Below are 21036 nucleotides of genomic sequence, written 5' to 3' on the forward strand. Positions count from 1 at the left end.
AAAAAGAACTTCAATTAAGAAGTTCTTTTTTAATTAATATCCTTTATTTTGAGTTAAGTTTTCATTTCTATTTATCGCTTCTTTCGGAATTGGTAATTGCCATCTATAATCTGATTCTTTCAATTCTAATTGGACAGGTGCCGTTCCACTTCCATCTGCTCTATAGCCATTTCCAGAACGTTTGATTCCTTTACTATATTTTAATGGAATGTTTTTTACTCCTAAAAGTCTTTTTAAAGTAAACCATCGATCTCCATTCTCAAAGGCTAACTCCTTTCTTCTTTCTGTAATAATTGCTTCAAATAATTCTTCTCCTTTTTCCTCTCCTTTAAAATTAGAATATCGCTGTGCTCTTTCTATGTTTAATGTTTGAAGAGACTGTACTAAATCACCTTTCAAATAATAAGCTTCTGCCAAATTAAAAATAACTTCCTCTACTCTCAAATACCTTGCATGATTGATATAATTTTTAATTTGACCCGGATAATATTTATTGATAACAATATTTGCATTATTCGCATCTCCCGCTAAATTATAAATCTTAAAATATGTATTTTTTCGTTCCGGTTCTGTTGATCCATTATACAAATCATACAAAGCTTTATCAGCAGAGAATTCCATCACCATATTATTTGCATTGGTTCCATAACCAAAATTAGAGCCTATTGACGGATCATTGGCTTGTAAATAAGGAATTTCAAATAAACTTCCTTGGCTTGTTTTTGACGACCAGAAACTCGCAATTTCATTTTTAGAAGTTGGCTGAATTTCATTTACAACTTTTTGTCCATACTTAATAACTTTATCATAGTTACCATTATACAAATAAACACGACTTAAGAAAGCACTTGCTGAATATTGATTCAAACGATTAATATCCTGATAATTACCTGGTAAATAATTGATAACACTTTCTATATCTTGAGTAATATTATCATAAACTTCTTTTATTGTTTTTGTACGACTTGACTGAAATTCAGGGTTATAAGTTGTTAGGTAAGGAATCCCTATCGAAGAAGCTGATGTTGCACTTTGAGTTGGAATTTCAGCATAATGTCTGGCGATTTCAAAATGTGCAATTGCCCGAATCAATATCGCTTCTGCTTTTATTCTATTTTTGAATTCTCCTTCTTTTAAATTATTAATTTTAGAAAGGATAAAGTTGGCATCTGAGATCATTCGATACGCGGCTACATAAATATCTGTAGGTGTTTGACTAGAATCATATGTCCAGTTATTTGCAGCTCGATTAGATCCTCTACCTCCATAATTGGACAATAAATTATCTGACAAGATATCTCCAACAACCACTAAATCTCTGGAATAGCCACTTCCTCCATAAAACCCGATTTGTTTAAAATCTTGGTACAATCCATAAATTGCTTTTGTAAAATCTTCTTCTGTCTTATAAAAACCATCAACCAATACATCGTTTGGTGATTCTTTTTTTATGTCATCATCTGAACAAGAATTAAATAGTGTCAACAGTCCTAAAACTGTAAGTAGAATTATATTTTTTTTCATAATTTCTTAAAATGTAATGTTAAAACCAAGTGAGTAAGTACGAACTTGAGGATATGTAAATAACGAATATGAGCCCGAAACATATCCCGCATCACCGACACTCATCATACTCTGAGAACCTGTAGCTGAAACCGGATCTCCATGATATTTTGTCCACAATGCTAAATTCTGTACTTGTGCATAAAGCCTCAGATTTTTAATAAACGTATTTTTCAACAACTCCGTGAATGTGTAACCAATAGAAAGATTTCTGAACATTACATAATTCGATTTCTCAAGATATTTTGTTGATTCTTGTTCGCCTAGAGTAGTTGGTCGACCAAACTTTGCATGATCTCCTGGATTTCTCCAAAAATCGTTTGCTTCCACTACCTGATTAAAATTCATAGGAGCATTTGTTAAATCTCTATATGTATAATTGTACATATACGCGCCTAAACTATACGTAAAATCTGCACTGATATCAAAACCGTAAAAGTGAGTATTTAATCCAAATCCTCCATACAATTTTGGAAGAGGAGTCTTTCCTGTTGCTACGGCATCTTCAGCTCTATACTCTTCTGTGATATGGCCATCTTTATCTAAATACAAGTTTTTTCCATTCTCAGGGTTAATACCTACATAGCGGACCAAACGAAACTGATAAGGCGATTGTCCTTTTACATGAATCATGCTTGGTGAAATCTCATCACCTGTGCCAATTAATAATTCATCTTTTCCATTTAATTCATTGATTTTATAATTTACCGAAGTTAAATTTCCATAAAATGATAATTTAAAATTCTTTTGAGAAATTGCTGCAATATTAAGATCCAATTCTATTCCTTTGGATGTTATTTCTCCTGCATTAACGGTTTTACTTAAATCTCCTGATTCTATTGGTAACAACGTTCTGAAAATAAAATTCTTTCTGTTGTCATTAAAATACGCGAAAGACCCTGTGACAATGTGTTTGAAAAAATCAAACTCGGCTCCTACATTTAATTTTCGATTGGTTTCCCATGTCATCTTAGGATCAATTGCATATCTCGGAGGAATTGCAGTTGTATTTCCGCCATAATTTCCTTTCAGATTAACATACGCCTGATTGATGTACCTTGCAATAGATGAATCATCTCCGACTTCTCCATAGGATGCTTTTAACTTAAGACCCGTTAAATATTGATTACCTTTCAAAAAATCTTCTCTTGCAACATCCCATGTTACCGAAGCTCCCCAAAAATTTCCATATTGTTTTTCTAGTCCTGCTAATGAAGACCCATCTCTTCTAAAATAAAAATCTAAAAAAAACTTTCTGTTGTAATCATAAGAAACAGCTCCTAAATAACCAAATCTCGCTTCTTCCCATCTATTTGTTAAAGAAGAATTCAAAATTCTATTGGCCAAAGATTGAACACTTTTATCTCCACTTGGATACCCCTCACTACGTAAAGTGACGTTATAGTTTTTTTCGTTGGAATATTCAGAAGCTAACGTAAAACGCAAAGTGTGTAAATCAAACTTATTTATATAATTGAATTCATTTCTCCAATTGTAAGCAAAACGATCGTCTCCTATATCAGCTTTACTTCCACCTGTACCACGGTTTTTAGAAACAAAAGCCAAAGGGGAAACGAAACTTTCAAACTGATTTCGGTTATATCTCGCTCCAAAAGTGGTTCTAAAAGTTAACTTTTCAGTTAAGTCTGCCTCTAAAAATCCAGAACCGAAAAGCCTAAAATTTCTATATTCTGCATCAGTATATTTCATTTGATCCAAAACTGGATTTTGTAAAATATTTACATTTGAATTGTATATAGGAGCGCCTGTTTCATCTAATTTCACATTTCCTGCTTCATCCAGCTCATAAACAGATGCGTATGGATAATTTAAATAGATATTGGTAAAAGGACTAGAAAAATTATACACGTCCGATGGTAAATCTCTTTTTGTATAAGCTCCATTAATATCAATACCGTATCGTAACCAATCTTTCATTTTTGATGAAATGTTAATGGAAGAAGTAATACGTTCAAAGCCTTTGTAAAACTCTACAGTACCATTGTCCTGATCATAACCTAATGAAAAAGATTGCGCTGTTTCGCCATCATTTTTATTGAAAGTCAAATAATGTGAACTAATTACACTTCTTTTAAAGATATCATCTTTCCAATTATGAGCATATTGAGACAATCGGTTAATTTCCTCTTGGCTTCTTGCTACACCTAAACCTAAACTACGCCCTGTTTCCAGATCTTTTAATTGACTTATTTCATTCTGAAAATTTAAAAACTGATGCCCATTCATTAGGTTGATGTTCTTAAATCCTAAATTTTCACCAAATCCTACACGTGAAGAATAAGAGATTACTCCTTCATTTTTTTTAGCGCGTTTTGTTGTGATTAGAATCACTCTATTTGCGCCTCGAGAACCATAAATAGCTACCTGAGAAGCATCTTTTAATACTTTTACTTCCTCTACATCATTAGGGTTTAAGGCAACAATATCCGCAGCAGACAAATAGGTTCCATCAACTACATAAAGTGGATTTTTAACACCACCATTCAAACCAATAGCTCCCCTTATCACAACATTTGCGTTACTGCCCGGCGCACCATTCTGTGCTTGAGAAGATAGTCCTGAAACTTTACCCGACAACAATTGATCTATCGAAGTTGAAGGATTTAAGTTTTTCAAATCATCACCTTTCAAGGTTGTTGTACCTGCAGATTGAGGTGCCTCGAAAATACTTTTTACAACAACTATATCCAAATCAATATTTTCTGATTTGGATTTCAAATCAATTATACCCAAATCATAGTGATCAACTTTATATTCTAAACCATTAATGATTAATATTGTTCCCAAAGGAAGATCGATTGAAAAATGACCATTTTCATCTGTATAAAATGTTTGGTCTTGATTTTTCACTTTTATTTCCACATCCTGTGATGGAAAACCTAATTCATCATTCACCTGTCCTTTGATCTGAGCATATGTTAGAGAACTTAACAGCAGCAGACCTATGAAACTTAACTTTTTTTGAGCTTTCTTCATTCATAAATTTTTATACTGCAAATCTCTATATTTAAAGAATATTATACTATAAAATATATTTTTAACACCTTGTTTTAGAATATATTTCTGTAAAATAAAAATATTTATTGTGTTAATAATCGTTAAAATATTAAATAATTATTAAAATTTTAACATAAAATATAACAAATTATAAAACAATACAGGAATCTAATTAATCAAATGAAATTATCAGGAAGTAATAGCGAATAGAAAAAAAATCCTATTTTATTAAAGTCTATGGAATTAATAGATTTTAAAAATATAAATAATAGAAATTTGTTAAAACCGATCATAAAAACACCTTACAAACTGTTAATCAATCACATAATTAAAAACGAAATAAATTAATGAATAAAACAATAATATATTAAAGATAATATTTTGGCGTATTTTAATAATTTTTAAAAAAAAATATTAATCACTCTCTTATCTGAGAATATAAATCTAATACATGTTTTTTAGCACAAAATCTCTTACCATTCTGTATAAATTTTATACTAATAGTAGAAAATTAAAAACTTTTGTTTCTAATTATCCTGACAAAAAAAGTTAGTGAATTCACTAACCTTTTTCGTTTTATCTCTTAATCTTTCTCTACACCTTGATTAATCATTCCTCCAGATTTCCCCATCGATTTCTCAATCTCCTTGTCATATTCTTCCTTGGTTACTTTCTTCGATTTATTTGGTATTTCTATTTTCCCTGCGTATGGTTTTAAATCAATTGCCGTAAAACTAACATTTGTATCCATATCACTTGTAAATGGTAATTTGAATTTAATTTTTAAAATTAAACCCGGTAATCCGTTAAAACGAGAAGGTCCGTCACGAAAAGGTAAATCTGGTGCATACCACGCTTCCACAGTTTGTGTAGAATTGGTATATATTGCTTTTTTTACTTTATATCCCAAAATCGTTGCTTCATCTTTACTCAAAATCCATGGAAAAGACTGAATTGAATCTTTAATAAACAACTTCGGTTTCATTATACTATTTTCATATAACTCTTTTGCATTGAAATCTTTAAAAATAGTTGCGCTTATATTAGTTGTCAATCCAAAAGAAGTTCCTCGATTTTGTTCATTATTGATCCGTTCAATTTCTGTAAAATTAGAATTTGTAGCATTTACAAATAACTCAAAATAATATCGTTTATTTTCTGAATTGACAAGCATTTCTTCCATTCTAGCAGATGTTTGTTTTAAATTACTTCTATCAAATTCTTGACGAACTTCATATTCTACACGAACAGCATCTTGGGCAAATCCAATTATTGGAAGTATTAAAAATAAATATTTTAGCATTCTATAGTGTTTATTATTCTACTAATATAGAAATAAAATTTAATTCATTTTAAATAATCATCAACATAAGGAATATCATTCTTTAAGGTAAATAATCTTCGTAAATTAGCGTAGAGGTAAGATAAAAAGGCTTGTTGTATTGAATTTCAATAAATTATTATTAATCATATATCATAAATATAATTTATAGTTTAATCTATATTTGAAATTGAAAATATATGGACAGTTTAAAATATCAATCTAAATTTGCATCAGTAAAAGAGATAAAAACTGTAACAAGTTTTATCAAATCGAGAAGTAAAAAACAAAATATAAAAAATTAAAATTATGTCATTAGTAGGAAAAAAAGCGCCTTTATTCACAGCGCCAGCAGTAATAGATGGAGACGAAATCGTTGAAAACTTTTCAATGCCAATCGGAGAGAAAAACATCGTTTTATTCTTCTATCCAAAAGATTTTACATTTGTTTGTCCAACAGAATTACACGCATTCCAAGCTAAATTAGCTGAATTCGAAAAAAGAGATGCTGTTGTAATCGCTGCTTCTTGTGATTCAGAAGAAACGCACTTAGCGTGGTTAAACACTGCAAAAGATAACGGAGGTATCGAAGGTGTTACTTACCCAATCGTTGCAGACTTTGCTAAAACTATCGCTATGGATTATGGTGTATTAGCAGGTGAATATGTTTACAACGAAGAAAACGATTCTTTAAAATTTGAAGGAGCTCCAGTTGCTTACCGTGGTACTTTCATCATCGACAAAAACGGTGTTGTTCGTCACGAAACAATCAACGATTTACCATTAGGACGTAACATCGATGAGTATGTACGTTTATTAGATGCAATTTTACACGTTGAGAAATATGGTGAAGTTTGTCCAGCAAACTGGGAAGAAGGAAAAGATGCTATGAACGCTACTAAAGATGGTGTAGCTTCTTACTTAGCTTCTCACTAAAAATAACTTGAAAATCTTTTGATTTTCAAAATTCACGAAGAGGCTGTCTAAAAAATTTGACAGGAGATTTTAACGAATTCATTTTCAATAAAAATCACTAAGCTCAACACTTAGACAGCCTTTTTTATACCCAATTTTTAACTTATAAAAATTAATAAAATGTTTGCAGAATTAGAACAAGATAACTTAGCACAAGTAGTTGCTGATAACAATATAGTAATTGTACAATATGGTGCTGGATGGTGTGGAAACTGCCGTTTAGTAAAACCAAAATTCAAAAAATTAGCGGCTGAATATGAAGGTCAAGCTGAGTTTTTATATGTTGATGCTGAAAAATTAGTAGAATCAAGAAAATTAGCTGAAGTTCCAAATTTACCAACTTTCGCGGTTTTCAAAGGAGGAGAAAATGTAGGACAAGTAACTGCGTCTAAAATTGATGCTGTAAAAGAATTGATCAATGAAGCTGCCGGTATTTAAGAATTTAGCAAAAAACGTTTCTATTGAAGCAATGGAAACAGCTTTAGAAGTTTTGGAAGTTTATGCTGATTCTCCAGCTGTAAAGGAGCCAGAACAAGAAGTAATTGGAGAAATGATTTCTAACATTTGTGGAGCTATGGAAATGAAGCAAATGATGGAAGAAGAAGGATTGGACGAGCGTACTGCTGCCAATACTTTTATGCAACGCGTAATGGGTTCGATTGATAAATAATTTTATCAATTAGTTAGTATAGAAAAAGGATTTCAATTGAAATCCTTTTTTGGTTTTATATAATTAATGTTGAATCTTATAAATAATCTTCAATATCACCCTTACCTTCACGTAAAACCTCTACTCCATCCGTCATATCAACAACAGTAGACGCAATATTATCTCCATAACCACTATCAATGACAGCATCTACAAGCTTCTCCCATTTTTCAAAAATCAATTCAGGATCTGTTGTATATTCTACAATTTCATCTTCATCATAAATAGAAGTTGAAGCAATAGGATTTCCTAATTTTTCGACAATCATTTGCGGAACAGCATGATCTGGAACACGAATACCAACCGTTTTTTTACCTTTGTAAGCGACAGGTAAATTGCGCGATGCATTCATGACAAATGTAAAAGGACCTGGTAAAGCGCGTTTCAAAATTTTGAACGTACTGTTATCAATCGGTAAAGTATATTGTGACAAATGGCTTAAATCATTACAAACAATAGAGAAATGAGATTTTTCAAGTTTAACACCTTTCAATCGAGCAAGTTTCTCCATTGCTTTAATATTCGTAATATCACATCCTAATCCATACACAGTATCGGAAGGATAAATAATTAAACCTCCATTTTGTAGAATCTTAACCACTTGATCAATCGCTTTTTCTTGTGGATTTTCTGGGTGAATTCTGATATAATCTGCCATTTGTAAATCTTTATTCAAAGATACGAAATAGTTAACAATTCTTTTCGAAATCTATCTATCTCCTAACCTTTAGCTAAACCTATTATTTTCTTAACTATTGTGACAAGTACCACAACCAATAATCCTGCAATCAAAGCAATCAAAGCTTCACTAATCATCATTGGAATTGCTGTAGGTAAATGGTGATGAATATAATCGATGTTATGAACAAATATCCCACCTGAAACCAATAAAAGTGCAACAGTCCCTACAAATCCTAAAATTTTGATCACATAAGGTAATGCGTCAACCAAAAAATGTCCTAATTTAGAAACAGCTCCTTTGTCATGTGATGCTTTTATAAGTTTAAAACCAGCATCATCCATACGAACAATTAAGGTTACAATCCCGTAAACACCAATGGTTGCTAAAATTGCAATAAACGAAACTGTAAAAACTTGTGTCAACATTGGTTGTTCCAAAACTGTACTCAATGCAATAATCACAATTTCTATCGAAAGAATAAAGTCCGTAATAATTGCAGATTTCACTTTTGATTTTTCCGAGACTTGCTTCTTATCTTCTACTTTATCTTCATGAATAACTTCTGAACCTTTTTTTGGACGGTGAAAAATAAACTCGATTATCTTCTCTACACCTTCAAAAGCTAAATAAAAACCTCCCAAAATCAAAACATATTTTATGACCTCTGGCATGTAATGATTTAGTGTCAAAACAATTGGAACAATGATCAATTTATTGATAAAAGAGCCTTTTGTAATTGCCCATAAAACTGGTATTTCGCGCGAAGATAAAAATCCCGTTGCTTTCTCAGCATTTACAGCCAAATCATCTCCTAAAATCCCTGCTGTTTTACTCGCTGCTACTTTACTTGTAACCGCTACATCATCCATCAATGCTGCAATATCATCTAAAATTGCAAATATTCCTGAAGCCATATTATTGTTATTTTTTGGTTCGTAAAAGTAAAAAATAATGTCAAATCTTTATAGATTATTTTTATGTTCTTTCGACGATTCATTTCAAGCAAATTGCACTCCAAATTCTGACTATAAACCTGATTAATTTTAAACTAAATTAAGTCCTTTCGGAAACTAATCATTAATTTTAAAGAGAAATATATTAAGCTTATAAAATGGAAAATTCTTTCGGTCAGTTAAAGAAACATATTCAAATTTTCACTTCAATTTCTGAAGAAGAATTTCACGATTCAGTCCAATATTTTGAAAAATTTTCGGTGAAGAAAAAAGAAATGATTCATAAAGCTGGAACAGTTTGTACGTACAATTATTTTATTATTTCTGGATGTATTCGATTATTTTTCATCAATGAAAAAGGTGTAGAACAAACCATTGATTTTGCTATCGAAAATTGGTGGTTGACAGATTCGTTTTCTTACATTAATCAACAAATTTCTGAGTTTTATATTCAAGCTCTAGAAAATGCAATTATTATGAAAATGAGTAAAACAAACGAAGAAATTTTATGCGAAAAACATCCTATTTTCAATTCGTATTTCAAACAAATTTATCAAAAAGCAAATGCTGCTGCTCAAATGCGTTCCAAATATTTGAAAGAGTTTTCGAAAGAGGAGTTTTATCTTCACTTCAAGAAAAATTTTCCTGAGTTTTTACAACGTGTTCCGCAATATTTATTAGCTTCTTATTTAGGTTTCACACCCGAATATTTAAGCGAAATCCGAAAGAAAGAGTTTTCTTAAACCAGTTTAATTTTTTTGAATAAATAATCGACGAACTTTGTTAAAAATTAAGAAATGAAATCACGATTAAACATTCAAAAATTAGAACCAAAAGCTTACGAAGCAATGTATGGTCTAGAGAATTATTTAGCAAATTCTGAATTAGATAAATTACATTTAGAACTTATTAAAATCAAAGCTTCACAAATCAATGGTTGTGCTTTTTGTATTAATATGCACACCAAAGACGCGATGAAATTAGGCGAAACAAATCAACGTATTTTTTTGTTGAATGCGTGGCGAGAAACGACACTTTTTACAGAAGAAGAGCGTGTGATATTGGCGATGACAGAAGAAATTACAAATATTAGTCAACATGGTTTATCAGAAGAAACTTATCAAAAAGCATTAACACTTTTTTCTGAAAATTATATTGCGATTATCATTATTGCAATTACCACGATTAATGCTTGGAATAGAATTGCAATCAGTTCTCATATGACGGTTTAAAATTTTAGCTTCAGAAATCTGAAGCTTTTTTTGTGCTAAAAATCGGCTTTCGGATTAAAATAGTTTATTTTTGAGTCTTGAAGTAAAATTGATATGAATATTTACGATTTAATTGTTGACGATAAGGAAGAAATTTCTTTGAATGATGTTTTTTTAGATGATCAAAATCTTGCTCAAGTAAAACAACTTATCAAAGAACATAGATATATAGAGGAATTGAGTAAATATAATTTACCTGTCAATAATAAAATTTTGTTGCATGGATTTTCAGGTTGTGGAAAAACAACATCTGCAAAAGCAATTGCAAATGAAATCGGAAAACCTATATTGATTTTGAATTTAAGTAATATTGTTTCATCAAGAATTGGTGAAACTTCGCAAAATATTCGAATGCTTTTTGATAAAGCTGCTCGTGAAAAAGCAATTCTATTTTTGGATGAGTTTGACCAAATCGGAAAAGCGCGTGGAAATGATGACAAAGATGTTGGCGAAATGCGTCGTTTAGTGAACACAGTAATTCAATTAATTGATTATTTGCCACAAAATTCGTTGTTGATAGCCGCAACAAATCATCCACATATTATTGATGTTGCATTATTGAGAAGATTTCAGTTAAAAATTGATTTCAAAATGCCAACATCTGAAATGTTAGATGTTTATTACGATAAACTTTTAAACGATTTACCAAAAGATATTCAATCTCTTAAACGAAAATACAACGTTTCATTTGCAGAAGCTAAAGATTATGCGCTTACAAATGCAAAAGCATTATTGATTGAAAAATTAGAACGTCAAGCAAATTCTTAAAACCAAAATATGGAAGACGAATTAATTTATTTCAGAGAACTTTTGGACACTGATGTAGCACACGGCTTTTCGAAATTTATTCGAATGCAAAAGCCATGAAATACCGCGAAACCGCATCAATGAAAACGATCAAAGATTCGTACAAAATGCTAGAAAGAGATAAAGAAAAAAAGAATTCTGGATATGAATTTCGCTTTGCTGTTATCGAAAAATCTTCTGAAACCTTGATTGGTACTGTAATGTTTCAACCTGTTCATGACAAAGCGATTATTGGCTATTCCATTGATGAACAATTTTGGAACAGAGGTTACGCAACACGAATCATCAATCTGATTTCGAAAGAGTTGAAATTGAGAAAATATATGCTGATTGAAGCTTGGGTGAAAAAAGAAAATATCGCCTCGTCTAAAGCCTTATTAAAAAATAATTTTCAGCAAATTTCGCAAACAATTTATCCGAAAAATCATCTTTTTCAATTAAGATTTACTTATTCTTAAGTTTTACTTAAGATAAGTCTTTAGACATTTATTTCTAAAATCATCGTCCTAATTTTGTAACAGAATAAAATTTCTGATCATGATTTTTACTATTTTTCTCCTATTTATTGGAGCAATTTTAGCATTTTGGATAAGTGCAATTTGTGGCGGTGGCGCAAGTTTAATCTTAATTCCAATCCTCAATCTTATTATTCCAACTTCGTTAGTCCCTTTTTCGTTAACAATCGGAACATTTACAAGTTCTGCCTCTCGAATAGCGGCTTTCAGAAAATCTGTACATTGGAAAATCTTCTTTTGGTTCGTGCCATTTTCGATTCCAGCAGTTTTAATGGGCGCTTATTTAATCAAATTTATCAACCCAATTTATTTACAAATTATTGTAGCTGTATTATTGATTTCAAATGTTCCACAATTATTTCTAAACAAAAAACAACAAGATAATGAAGAAAAACCTTCATCAAAATATATTTTAGCCATTGTTGGTTTTTTAGCTGGATTCGTTTCTGGAATAACAGGAGCAATAGGTTTATTATTCAATAGATTTTATTTAAAATATGGATTAACAAAAGAAGAAATTATTGCAACGCGAGCTGCCAACGAAATTATACTTCATATCATAAAATTAATCATTTATATTGTTCTTGGTTTATATTCAAAAAACGCGTTATTACTTGGATTGACGATTGCAGTTGCTTCAATTATTTCTTCTTATACGGTCAAATATATTTTACCTTATTTTAGCGATTTTATTTTCAGAAAAGTTGGTTATGCGGCGATGGTTATTTCTGGAATTACACTTTTTTATACAAGTTCCCAAAAAATCATTCAAGAAGATAAAGTTCAACTTACAACAACAAGTAAAGGTGACGAAAATAAAACAACTTTAAAATGGCGAAACAGCGATTTTGTGATGGAATATTCGTTAGATGGTGAATTTGAGATTGAACGTCCAATTCAACCGAATGAATTACCTGAAAATTTATTAAAGAAATACAATGAGATTTTACCTAATTACGATAAAATCCATCTCGAAAAAGTATTCAGAATTGGAGAAGATAGTTATGAGTTTTATTGTTACAAAGACAATAAACTGACCAAATTTGAACTGAAAGAATAGAAGATTGAACAATTAATTTTTACGAAACATTATTTTTGATAAATTATTCTTAAGTTTAACCAACATTACTATAAAAAATTTATGAATACAAAAGATAATCCCAAACTAATACGAGCTTGGATTTCTTACGATTGGGCGAATTCTGTTCATTCTTTAGTTATTGCCTCTGCTATTTTTCCGGTTTATTACACTTTAATGACCTATGATGCGAACGATCAACCAATTAAATTCTTAGGATTATTACCAGAATCCGCATTCAATTTTTCATTAGCAATTGCTTTCTTTTTTGTGATTGTTTTGTCGCCAGTTTTGTCTTCAATTGCAGATTTAATCGGAAATAAAATCAAATTTCTTCGCTTTTTTTGTTATTTAGGATCTTTCTCATGCATCGGAATGTTTTTCTTTACATCAAGCGATTTAGTTTGGTTAGCTTTATTACTCAATATCACCGCAAGCATAGGTTTTTGGGGAAGTTTAGTTTTTTACAACGCCTATTTACCAGAAATTGTCTCAGACGAAAAAATGGACAAAGTTTCCGCTCAAGGTTATATGTTTGGTTATATTGGTTCTGTCATTTTATTGACGATTTGTTTGGCAATGATACAATTCGCCCCAGAAGAACAACAAGCAATGTTTACCCGAATAAGTTTCTTATTAACAGGAATTTGGTGGTTAGGATTTGGACAAATTGCATTAAGTAAATTACCAAATCACAAATATGATCGCGAAATTCCGAAAGATATTATCAAATCGAGTTTTAGAAATTTAAAACATACCTTCAAAGATCTGAATCAATACAAAAATATTCGTGTTTTTTTGGCTGGATTTTTCTTCTACAGTTTAGCAATGCAAACTATCTTTTTGATGGCAGCAATGTTTGGAAGTTCAGAAATAGGAATGGAATCTTCAGAATTGATTATGACCATTTTATTGATCCAAATTGAAGCTGTTTTAGGTGCATGGTTATTCTCTTTTCTATCAGGAAAAATAGGAAATAAGAAAACTTTATTAATCGGGATTTTTATCTGGATTATTACATGTATTATTGGTTATTTAATTAATAAAAATGAACCTAATGTAAAAACTCAATTTTACGTAATGGCAGCAATGGTTGGTCTTGTAATGGGAGGTTTGCAAGCTTTATCACGTTCTACATACGCCAAATTATTACCAGAAACAGAAGACACAACAACCTATTTTAGCTTTTACGATGTGTTCGAAAAATTTGCCTTATTTTTAGGTTTAGTTATTTACGGATTATTGATTGAATATTCTGGCGGAATGAAAGCTTCTGCACTTGCAATGGGCGTTTCGTTTGCGATTAGTTTTGTGATTTTATTGTTCTATAAAATGGAAAAGAGGTAAAGTCATAATTACATTTTTTAAATAATCGAATAATTATTCTAACTTAGCAATATTATACAATACTGGTAATGAAAAATAAATATGTAGACTTTATTTCAGATGAGCATTTATTAAATTGCATTGAAAATTTATATAAATCTTATCAAAAAGCTAAAAGTAAGATTTCTAAAAAAAGTTTTTATACAAATAAAGTTGACACTATTAAATTAACTTTTGATTCAAAATTTAATAATATTGATGAAGAAGATTTGATACAATCTGAGATTCTTAGACAAATTGATAAATCTATAAACAATTCTATCGGAACTTTTCATGAACAAATTTTAGGTGGAATAAAAGGTTATGAAATTGGAAATTTAAGTGGATTTGATATAAAAGCAAATGATGACACGTTATTTGCAGATATCAAAAACAAACATAATACAATGAATAGCAGTTCTTCGGAAGCTCTTTTTCAAAAATTGGCTCGATATGCAGATGATTACAAGAAAGCTAAATGTTATTGGGTTCAGATTTTAGCGAAAAATAGTTTTAACGAAAATTGGAAAGGCGAAATTAATGGCAAAGAATATAGTCATTCAAGAGTTTTTAAAATCTCTGGAGATCAATTTTATGCTTTACTAACTGGAGAAGAAGATGCTTTCTATCAACTTTATAAAGCGCTTCCTATTGCAATAAATGATTTTTTAGAAACCACAAAAAAAGAACAAAACGAAAATGAAAATTCGGCTTTAGAAGAAATTACTTCAGAAACCGAAAATTCAAAACGTTCTATTCTTGATCAAATTTCCTTTGATAATTATTCTTATTATTCAGGTTTTAATAAACTATAATATTGGTTAAGAAAATTAATTATTGAATAACCAACCTCTTTTCCTAAATTAACGGGAACTGCATTACCAATTTGCTTATATTGTTGTGCCATAGGCCCTGAAAATTCCCATTCATCAGGAAAAGTCTGAATACGAGCATATTCTCTTACTGTAAAAGGGCGAGTTTCATCTGGATGACAACGCTCTGTTTGTTTTTGGGCAGGGCTACATGTTAAGGTTAAACAAGGTTCGTCCCAGCCTATTCTTCTTGCCATTCCTGTTTTTCCTCCACCTAAATAAAAACTTGCTCCCATAAATTCTTTCTGAATTTCAAGAGGTAAATCTCTCCAATAGCCTTTTGGAGGAACTAAATCTAATACACTTTTCTTGCTTTCAGGATATTTAGCTCCAGTAGATTTTGGAACATTACAATCAAACAATTCTCCTTTTTTCAATGCATCAGAAAGATTATATATTTTTTTGTACGGCGTTGGATAGTGATAATCTATTGGAATATCTTTACGAATTCCTACTAAAATTAATCGTTCTCTTTTTTGTGGAACATTATAATTAATTGCTTTCAAAACCTCTACTGGAACTACTTTATACCCAATTTCATCTAAAATTGAAATCATTCCACGTAAAGTATTACCATTATCATGATTCAATAAACCTTTTACATTTTCTCCAATACAAATAGGTGGATTAACTTCTTTTACAGCTCTTGCAAATTCATAAAATAAAGTTCCTCTTGCATCTTCTAAACCAAGTCTTTTTCCTGCGTAACTAAAAGCTTGACAAGGAAATCCTCCTGTTACAACATCAACTTTATTATAATATTCAGAAAAATTAAAATTCTTAATATCACCTTCTAAGACATTCCAATTTGGTCTATTTTTTCTTAAAGTTTCACAAGCGTGTTTATCAATTTCATTTAATGCAACACATTTCAACCCTGCTTTTTCCATACCAATTGCCAAACCTCCAGCTCCAGCAAATAATTCTAAGACATGAAAATCTTGCGTTGGCTTTACAAAATTTGAAACAGTTTCTTCAATATCTGTCTGCAAAAATTCAGCAAACAACGTCTCTACATCTCTTCTCCTATAAACTCTATAATTACTTATAGGTTCTCGAACAGCCGATAACTTCCCTTCTTCATCCCAACGACGAAGTGTTTTTGTACTTTTATTAAGTAATTTCGCTGTTTCTGAAATAGTTAAATATTCACTCATAACCAAATTATACAACATTAGACATTGGTTACAAAATAAAAGAAAAAAAATAGAATTTCAAAGAAAAAATTATAAAAAAACAACCCCAATATCATCGAATATTAGGGTTTAGTTTTAAAAATTATAACCTTCCTTTTTCCGAACTACTTTTTGATTGTTCTATTGTGAATGATTTTCCGAAATTGTATCGAATTCCAACACGATAATAACGAGCGGATTGTCCTGTATAAACAAATTTTGTATCGTTACTAAAACTTTGATCTTGCCAAGCTCTATCTTTAAATACATTGTTTACATTAAACGAAACTTCGAATTTTTTATCCAAAAATAACGCTCTCAAACCAAAAGCTGTACTCCAATTAGCGCGACTTCTTGACATAGCATCAATCGTTTTTGTTGTATAATTTGTGGTATGATTAAATAATAATGTTTTCGATTTATTCAATTCCAAATTATTTGTCAAACGAAATTCTCCATTAAATCCATCCAATACATAATTATATTCTGGAATAATTCCTTTCGTTTTTTTGTAATACAAATCAATCGCTCCATTGACTTTCCACCATTTTACAAGCTTAAAATTTACATTTTCACTAATCCCAAAACTCTCCGAATCAGCATAATTGTATGGAATCCAGTTTTGCGTATTTTCGCTCGGATTTACAACTACAATTTGATTGATTTCATCCGTAGAATTTCTGTAATATAATGTTGTAACTGCCAAATCTTTGTATGCATATTCTAACTCATAATTGTACGAATAAGACGGTTTTAACTTCGGATTTCCTTCGGCAAAAGAATAAGGCGAATAAATGGTACGAAACGGATTCAATTGTCCCATATAAGGTCGCTCAATACGGCGTCCCACATTTATACTTAACGAATGATTTTCAGCTGGTTTATACATCAAATAAGCCGTTGGGAATAGCCCATCATATTTATAGGTATCATGTTGATTTTCTTGCGGAGAAAAACCTTTTGCATCAGTATTTTCGTATCTCAAACCAATTTTTGCAGACCATTTTTCTGAAATATCTTTCTCGATACTCGCATAAAAAGCTAAAATATTTTCGTCATAATAAAAACCATTACTCAACTTTTTATCATAAACAGGCGTTCCAGAAGATGTGTTGTAAAATAAATTATCGCTATTATTTTTCGTCCAACTATAACGTCCACCATAATTTAGTTTCCAAGTATTAACGGGGTGTTCCATATCAATATTCAAACTATAATTATTTGCTTTTTGATCAGACAAACTTTTATTTCCTTGATATTCTGTTTTATTTTCAACATCTTCTGAATTAAAAAATCGGTTTGAAGCTACACTTGTATTATTGTTATTAAAATTAACCCAATCAAAATCAAATGTCAGTTTTTTTCCGATGGTATCCATTTTATAAATCACGTGATAATTTAAAGTATTGTATTTCGTGTTTCCTTTGCTCCCATTTCGATCATTCAAAATATAACTCAACAATTCGTTTTTATCCAAACTATTTATCGTTGTTTTCGTGCCACCAGTTCCTTTTCGATTTCCTGCATATAAATCAACCGTAAAACCAGTTGTCAACTTCTCCGAAATTTTATAATCTAAACCTAATTTTCCGCCAATATTTCTATTTTTACCACTATTTTTTTCCTTTTCTGTCCAAACTTCATTCGTTTTTGTGAAATAAATATCCGATTGTCCAATTCCGTCATATTCGCCAAAACCACCAAAAATATTCGAAACTAACGTCCATTTATTTTTTCGGTAATTAAACGATGCACTATTGTTCCAATATGGTTTGTTATAATGTTGCAATGATGACGACAAACTCCCATTCCACGAGTCTTTTTTACCAGATTTTAATACAATATTGAGAATTCCACTATTTCCTATTGCTTGATATTTTGCGGGTGGATTTGTAATTACTTCAATTTTCTCAATATCATCTGCGCGAAGCGTTTTTAAATAATTTATCAATTGATCACCAGACATTTCCAACAAACGATCGTCCACCATCACACGCAAATTACTTTTACCAATTATCGAAACTACATCATTATCAACCTTCACACGAGGCGCCAATTTTAGCAAATCTAATGCATCTCCACCTTTTGCTCCTTCCGCTAAATCAGCATTAAAAACAAGTCGATCAACTTTCTTTTCTATTAATTTTTTCTGACTCTTTACAACTGTTTCATTTAATGTAATATTTTCAGTTTTAGGAAGAATAATAACGCCTAAATCCTGATTTTTTCCACATAAAATCGTTTGAGTATGAAGCAAAACACCAGCTTCTTCTATTCGAAACATATAACTTCCTTCGGCTAAATCAACTGTAAAACTTCCTTTATCATCAGTTGAAATTTCATCGATAATTTGATCATCTTTCAGAATAATCACATCTGCTAGACTAACAGGTGTTTGATTCGTATATTGTAAACTTCCTTTATATTGTTGTTGCGCAAAAATAGAGGTCGACGCAAATAATAGAATTGGAATATATAATTTAGACATATTAGGTTTGTTTACTATATGACGTACGAATTACAGAAAAGTTACATGGAAAATGAAGAATAACAGAATTTGTCTTAAAAAAATAAATTAACAATGATTTAATATTTAAAGAATTTTACTACATTTCAAAAAATAATTATAACTGATTAAAAAAATATAAATGAATGGATTTTAATGTATTAAAAAACAAATTAGTGCAATCAACCAAACAAGCCTTTTTGAAAATTTATAACGAAAATCCTTCCCAAGACCTTTACGCTTTTGCCTTGTGCAATAACGACACGAAAATAGCTATTCATCCTTCGGCAAATTCTATCGAACATTTGGAAAAAGTATCGGATGAAGACGATTTTTGTTACTACAAATACGAGCCTTCTGAATGGAAATATGATTATTTAGGAGCTGAAAATTCTTTTCAAGAAATCAATCAAATGTGCAAACAAATAGTTGATGAACACGACGATGACGAAGATTGGTTTTATCAATTTCAGAATAAAATTAACGAAAAATGCATCGAAGTGTTGGAAGAATTAAAGAATGAAAATTTCTTTTCTAAATTAATCGGTAAAGATATTTTCTTAAACTTTTCTGTAATTGATGATGATTTGAACAAAGAAAAACAACAAAAAATTATTACGCAATTGAATGATAATTCATACAAAGAAGATTATTTTGAATGGATGACAACTTGGGGTAAAAATAAAAAAAGAGCTTTATAAAAAGCTCTTTTTTTGTTTGATTATATGTCTAAAAATTTTAGATTTCTTTTCTCAATCTTGCAACCGGAATATTTAGTTGTTCACGATATTTTGCAATTGTACGACGAGCAATTGGATAACCTTTTTCTTTTAAAATTTCAGTTAATTTTTCATCTGTCAAAGGTTTACGCTTATCTTCATCTGCAATTACATCTTGCAAAATTCGTTTGATTTCGCGCGTTGAAACTTCTTCACCTTCATCATTTGTTAACGATTCTGAGAACAAATCTTTAATCAAAAATGTTCCGTAAGGTGTTGTGACATATTTTGAATTCGCAACACGAGAAACTGTCGAAATATCCATTCCAATTCTGTCTGAAATATCTTTCAAAATCATCGGTTTGATTTTCGTTTCATCTCCTGTTAAGAAATATTCTTTTTGAAATTTCATAATCGCTTCCATCGTGTACAAAAGCGTATTACGACGTTGCTGAACCGCATCAATAAACCATATCGCAGAATCTAACTTTTGTTTGACAAACATCACAGCTTCTTTCTGTTGATTCGATTTATTTTCGGTTTTTTTGTATGTATCTAACATTTCTGCAAACGCACTCGAAATTTTCAATTCAGGTACATTACGTCCATTTAACGACAATTCTAAATCACCATCGTTGATATGAATTGTAAAATCTGGCGTTATTTGCTCTACAATTTTACTACTACTCGAAAATGATTTTCCTGGTTTTGGATTCAAACGTTCAATCTCCGAAATTGCATCACGCAATTCATCATCATCTGCATCATATTTTGCCATCAATTTCGAATAATGTTTTTTCGTAAATGCATCAAACGATTCTGAAATTAATTTTTCGGCTAATTCTACTGCTTCTGTTTGATTTTTATTTTCTAATTGAATCAATAAACATTCTTGCAAATCTCGCGCACCTACTCCAACTGGATCCATTCGTTGAATATAATTAATCAACAAATTTTCGACCTCTTCTGGCGAAGTGTAAATATTTTGCGAGAATGCTAAATCGTCTACCAACGATTTAATATCACGACGCATATAACCATCATCGTCAATATTTCCTAAAATAAATTCAGCAATTTGAAATTGTTCCGAAGTTAATCGATTCGTATATAATTGTGATGTCAAAAACTCGATAAAACTCTCTCCTTGTGCGTAAGGAACAGATTTATCTTCGTCATCATCACTATAATTATTCGTATACGTTTTATAATTTGGGATGTCATCATCGCTCAAATAATCATCAATATTGATGTCACTTGTATCAATCACTTGTTCGTCGCCAAAGTCATCACTCTGATTATCCCATTCTTCCTGCTCTCCTCCGTAATCTTCGTCATATTCAGAAGATTGATCATCCAAAGCAGGGTTTTCTTCCAACTCTTCCTTTACGCGTTGTTCAAAAGCAACCGTAGGAAGTTGAACCAACTTCATTAATTGGATTTGTTGTGGCGATAGTTTTTGTTGTAATTTTAAATTTAATTCCTGCTTTAACATATTTTGGGTTTTGGC

The 21036-nt window shown here is 30.7% G+C and carries 19 protein-coding genes; 11 read left to right on the forward strand and 8 right to left on the reverse strand.

What is annotated here, in order from left to right; translation table 11 throughout:
• Positions 1–33: 33 nt before the first annotated feature.
• From N5D46_RS04150 to N5D46_RS04160, 3 genes are all read right to left on the reverse strand, one after another.
• Positions 34–1524 (reverse strand): RagB/SusD family nutrient uptake outer membrane protein, encoded by a 1491-nt coding sequence (locus N5D46_RS04150; protein ID WP_280049259.1) that lies wholly within the window; start codon positions 1522–1524, stop codon positions 34–36.
• A gap of 6 nt (positions 1525–1530) precedes the next feature.
• A complete protein-coding gene (locus N5D46_RS04155; RefSeq protein WP_280049260.1) occupies positions 1531–4560 on the reverse strand; it encodes a SusC/RagA family TonB-linked outer membrane protein in 3030 nt (1009 codons plus the stop codon).
• Positions 4561–5164: 604 nt separating this feature from the next.
• Complete coding sequence (locus N5D46_RS04160) at positions 5165–5884, reverse strand: GLPGLI family protein (RefSeq protein ID WP_125349305.1); 720 nt, start codon at positions 5882–5884, stop codon at positions 5165–5167.
• Positions 5885–6211: 327 nt separating this feature from the next.
• Between N5D46_RS04160 and N5D46_RS04165 the strand changes: the two genes are divergently transcribed.
• The 3 genes from N5D46_RS04165 to N5D46_RS04175 all read left to right on the forward strand — a co-directional run bounded on the left by N5D46_RS04165 (position 6212) and on the right by N5D46_RS04175 (position 7547).
• Positions 6212–6838 (forward strand): peroxiredoxin, encoded by a 627-nt coding sequence (locus N5D46_RS04165; protein ID WP_125349304.1) that lies wholly within the window; start codon positions 6212–6214, stop codon positions 6836–6838.
• 159 nt (positions 6839–6997) lie between these two features.
• Positions 6998–7315, forward strand: coding sequence for a thioredoxin family protein (locus N5D46_RS04170; protein ID WP_038336696.1), 318 nt, complete (start codon positions 6998–7000; stop codon positions 7313–7315).
• Positions 7296–7547 (forward strand): hypothetical protein, encoded by a 252-nt coding sequence (locus N5D46_RS04175; protein ID WP_038336694.1) that lies wholly within the window; start codon positions 7296–7298, stop codon positions 7545–7547. The genes N5D46_RS04170 and N5D46_RS04175 overlap by 20 nt, the downstream gene beginning before the upstream one ends.
• 76 nt (positions 7548–7623) lie before the next feature.
• Here the strand turns inward: N5D46_RS04175 and N5D46_RS04180 are convergent, their stop codons facing one another.
• Positions 7624–8244, reverse strand: a complete 621-nt coding sequence (locus tag N5D46_RS04180) for an L-threonylcarbamoyladenylate synthase (RefSeq protein WP_219034359.1) — start codon at positions 8242–8244, stop codon at positions 7624–7626.
• Positions 8245–8306: 62 nt separating this feature from the next.
• On the reverse strand, positions 8307–9182 hold the full coding sequence (locus N5D46_RS04185; RefSeq protein ID WP_115000953.1) for a DUF808 family protein: 876 nt from the start codon (positions 9180–9182) through the stop codon (positions 8307–8309).
• Positions 9183–9379: 197 nt separating this feature from the next.
• Here N5D46_RS04185 and N5D46_RS04190 point away from each other — a divergent pair, with 197 nt between their 5' ends.
• The 7 genes from N5D46_RS04190 to N5D46_RS04220 all read left to right on the forward strand — a co-directional run bounded on the left by N5D46_RS04190 (position 9380) and on the right by N5D46_RS04220 (position 15072).
• Entirely contained in the window at positions 9380–9964 is a 585-nt protein-coding gene (locus tag N5D46_RS04190; protein ID WP_115000954.1) for a Crp/Fnr family transcriptional regulator, read from the forward strand.
• Positions 9965–10018: 54 nt separating this feature from the next.
• Complete coding sequence (locus N5D46_RS04195; protein ID WP_038335884.1) at positions 10019–10453, forward strand: carboxymuconolactone decarboxylase family protein; 435 nt, start codon at positions 10019–10021, stop codon at positions 10451–10453.
• A gap of 93 nt (positions 10454–10546) precedes the next feature.
• Complete coding sequence (locus N5D46_RS04200; protein ID WP_280049261.1) at positions 10547–11260, forward strand: ATP-binding protein; 714 nt, start codon at positions 10547–10549, stop codon at positions 11258–11260.
• Positions 11261–11334: 74 nt separating this feature from the next.
• A complete protein-coding gene (locus tag N5D46_RS04205) occupies positions 11335–11757 on the forward strand; it encodes a GNAT family N-acetyltransferase (protein ID WP_260392513.1) in 423 nt (140 codons plus the stop codon).
• A 79-nt stretch (positions 11758–11836) separates the two neighbouring features.
• Complete coding sequence (locus N5D46_RS04210; RefSeq protein WP_280036134.1) at positions 11837–12874, forward strand: sulfite exporter TauE/SafE family protein; 1038 nt, start codon at positions 11837–11839, stop codon at positions 12872–12874.
• A gap of 81 nt (positions 12875–12955) precedes the next feature.
• Complete coding sequence (locus N5D46_RS04215) at positions 12956–14239, forward strand: MFS transporter (RefSeq protein ID WP_280049262.1); 1284 nt, start codon at positions 12956–12958, stop codon at positions 14237–14239.
• Positions 14240–14307: 68 nt separating this feature from the next.
• Positions 14308–15072: an Eco47II family restriction endonuclease gene (locus tag N5D46_RS04220; protein ID WP_280049263.1), complete on the forward strand. Its 765-nt coding sequence runs from the start codon at positions 14308–14310 to the stop codon at positions 15070–15072.
• Here the strand turns inward: N5D46_RS04220 and dcm are convergent.
• Together dcm and N5D46_RS04230 are read right to left on the reverse strand one after the other, a co-directional pair.
• Positions 15048–16292 (reverse strand): DNA (cytosine-5-)-methyltransferase, encoded by a 1245-nt coding sequence (gene dcm / locus N5D46_RS04225; RefSeq protein WP_221408243.1) that lies wholly within the window; start codon positions 16290–16292, stop codon positions 15048–15050. The two genes, N5D46_RS04220 and dcm, sit on opposite strands and share 25 nt — an antisense overlap.
• A gap of 115 nt (positions 16293–16407) precedes the next feature.
• Positions 16408–18792 (reverse strand): outer membrane beta-barrel family protein, encoded by a 2385-nt coding sequence (locus tag N5D46_RS04230; protein WP_280049264.1) that lies wholly within the window; start codon positions 18790–18792, stop codon positions 16408–16410.
• 164 nt (positions 18793–18956) lie between these two features.
• On the opposite strand from N5D46_RS04230, the gene N5D46_RS04235 reads away from it, so the two are divergent.
• Complete coding sequence (locus N5D46_RS04235) at positions 18957–19511, forward strand: DUF4303 domain-containing protein (RefSeq protein WP_219034351.1); 555 nt, start codon at positions 18957–18959, stop codon at positions 19509–19511.
• A 37-nt stretch (positions 19512–19548) separates the two neighbouring features.
• Here N5D46_RS04235 and rpoN read toward each other — a convergent pair whose 3' ends face one another.
• Positions 19549–21021 carry an RNA polymerase factor sigma-54 gene (rpoN, locus tag N5D46_RS04240; RefSeq protein ID WP_280049266.1) on the reverse strand — a complete coding sequence of 491 codons (1473 nt, stop codon included), beginning with the start codon at positions 21019–21021 and terminating at the stop codon, positions 19549–19551.
• Between the last annotated feature and the right edge of the window lie 15 nt (positions 21022–21036).

Source organism: Empedobacter sp. GD03865, assembly GCF_029840775.1.
GTDB lineage: Bacteria > Bacteroidota > Bacteroidia > Flavobacteriales > Weeksellaceae > Empedobacter > Empedobacter falsenii_B.

What these genes read in the sequence shown, in the direction of transcription:
- N5D46_RS04220 (WP_280049263.1), top strand. Translation starts at nt 14,308, where the DNA reads ATGAAAAATAAATATGTAGACTTTATTTCAGATGAGCATTTATTAAAT.
- N5D46_RS04230 (WP_280049264.1), bottom strand. Translation starts at nt 18,792, where the DNA reads ATGTCTAAATTATATATTCCAATTCTATTATTTGCGTCGACCTCTATT.
- N5D46_RS04165 (WP_125349304.1), top strand. Translation starts at nt 6,212, where the DNA reads ATGTCATTAGTAGGAAAAAAAGCGCCTTTATTCACAGCGCCAGCAGTA.
- N5D46_RS04200 (WP_280049261.1), top strand. Translation starts at nt 10,547, where the DNA reads ATGAATATTTACGATTTAATTGTTGACGATAAGGAAGAAATTTCTTTG.
- N5D46_RS04195 (WP_038335884.1), top strand. Translation starts at nt 10,019, where the DNA reads ATGAAATCACGATTAAACATTCAAAAATTAGAACCAAAAGCTTACGAA.
- N5D46_RS04160 (WP_125349305.1), bottom strand. Translation starts at nt 5,884, where the DNA reads ATGCTAAAATATTTATTTTTAATACTTCCAATAATTGGATTTGCCCAA.
- N5D46_RS04235 (WP_219034351.1), top strand. Translation starts at nt 18,957, where the DNA reads ATGGATTTTAATGTATTAAAAAACAAATTAGTGCAATCAACCAAACAA.
- rpoN (WP_280049266.1), bottom strand. Translation starts at nt 21,021, where the DNA reads ATGTTAAAGCAGGAATTAAATTTAAAATTACAACAAAAACTATCGCCA.
- N5D46_RS04180 (WP_219034359.1), bottom strand. Translation starts at nt 8,244, where the DNA reads ATGGCAGATTATATCAGAATTCACCCAGAAAATCCACAAGAAAAAGCG.
- N5D46_RS04155 (WP_280049260.1), bottom strand. Translation starts at nt 4,560, where the DNA reads ATGAAGAAAGCTCAAAAAAAGTTAAGTTTCATAGGTCTGCTGCTGTTA.
- N5D46_RS04190 (WP_115000954.1), top strand. Translation starts at nt 9,380, where the DNA reads ATGGAAAATTCTTTCGGTCAGTTAAAGAAACATATTCAAATTTTCACT.
- N5D46_RS04175 (WP_038336694.1), top strand. Translation starts at nt 7,296, where the DNA reads ATGAAGCTGCCGGTATTTAAGAATTTAGCAAAAAACGTTTCTATTGAA.
- N5D46_RS04170 (WP_038336696.1), top strand. Translation starts at nt 6,998, where the DNA reads ATGTTTGCAGAATTAGAACAAGATAACTTAGCACAAGTAGTTGCTGAT.
- N5D46_RS04210 (WP_280036134.1), top strand. Translation starts at nt 11,837, where the DNA reads ATGATTTTTACTATTTTTCTCCTATTTATTGGAGCAATTTTAGCATTT.
- N5D46_RS04150 (WP_280049259.1), bottom strand. Translation starts at nt 1,524, where the DNA reads ATGAAAAAAAATATAATTCTACTTACAGTTTTAGGACTGTTGACACTA.
- N5D46_RS04185 (WP_115000953.1), bottom strand. Translation starts at nt 9,182, where the DNA reads ATGGCTTCAGGAATATTTGCAATTTTAGATGATATTGCAGCATTGATG.
- N5D46_RS04215 (WP_280049262.1), top strand. Translation starts at nt 12,956, where the DNA reads ATGAATACAAAAGATAATCCCAAACTAATACGAGCTTGGATTTCTTAC.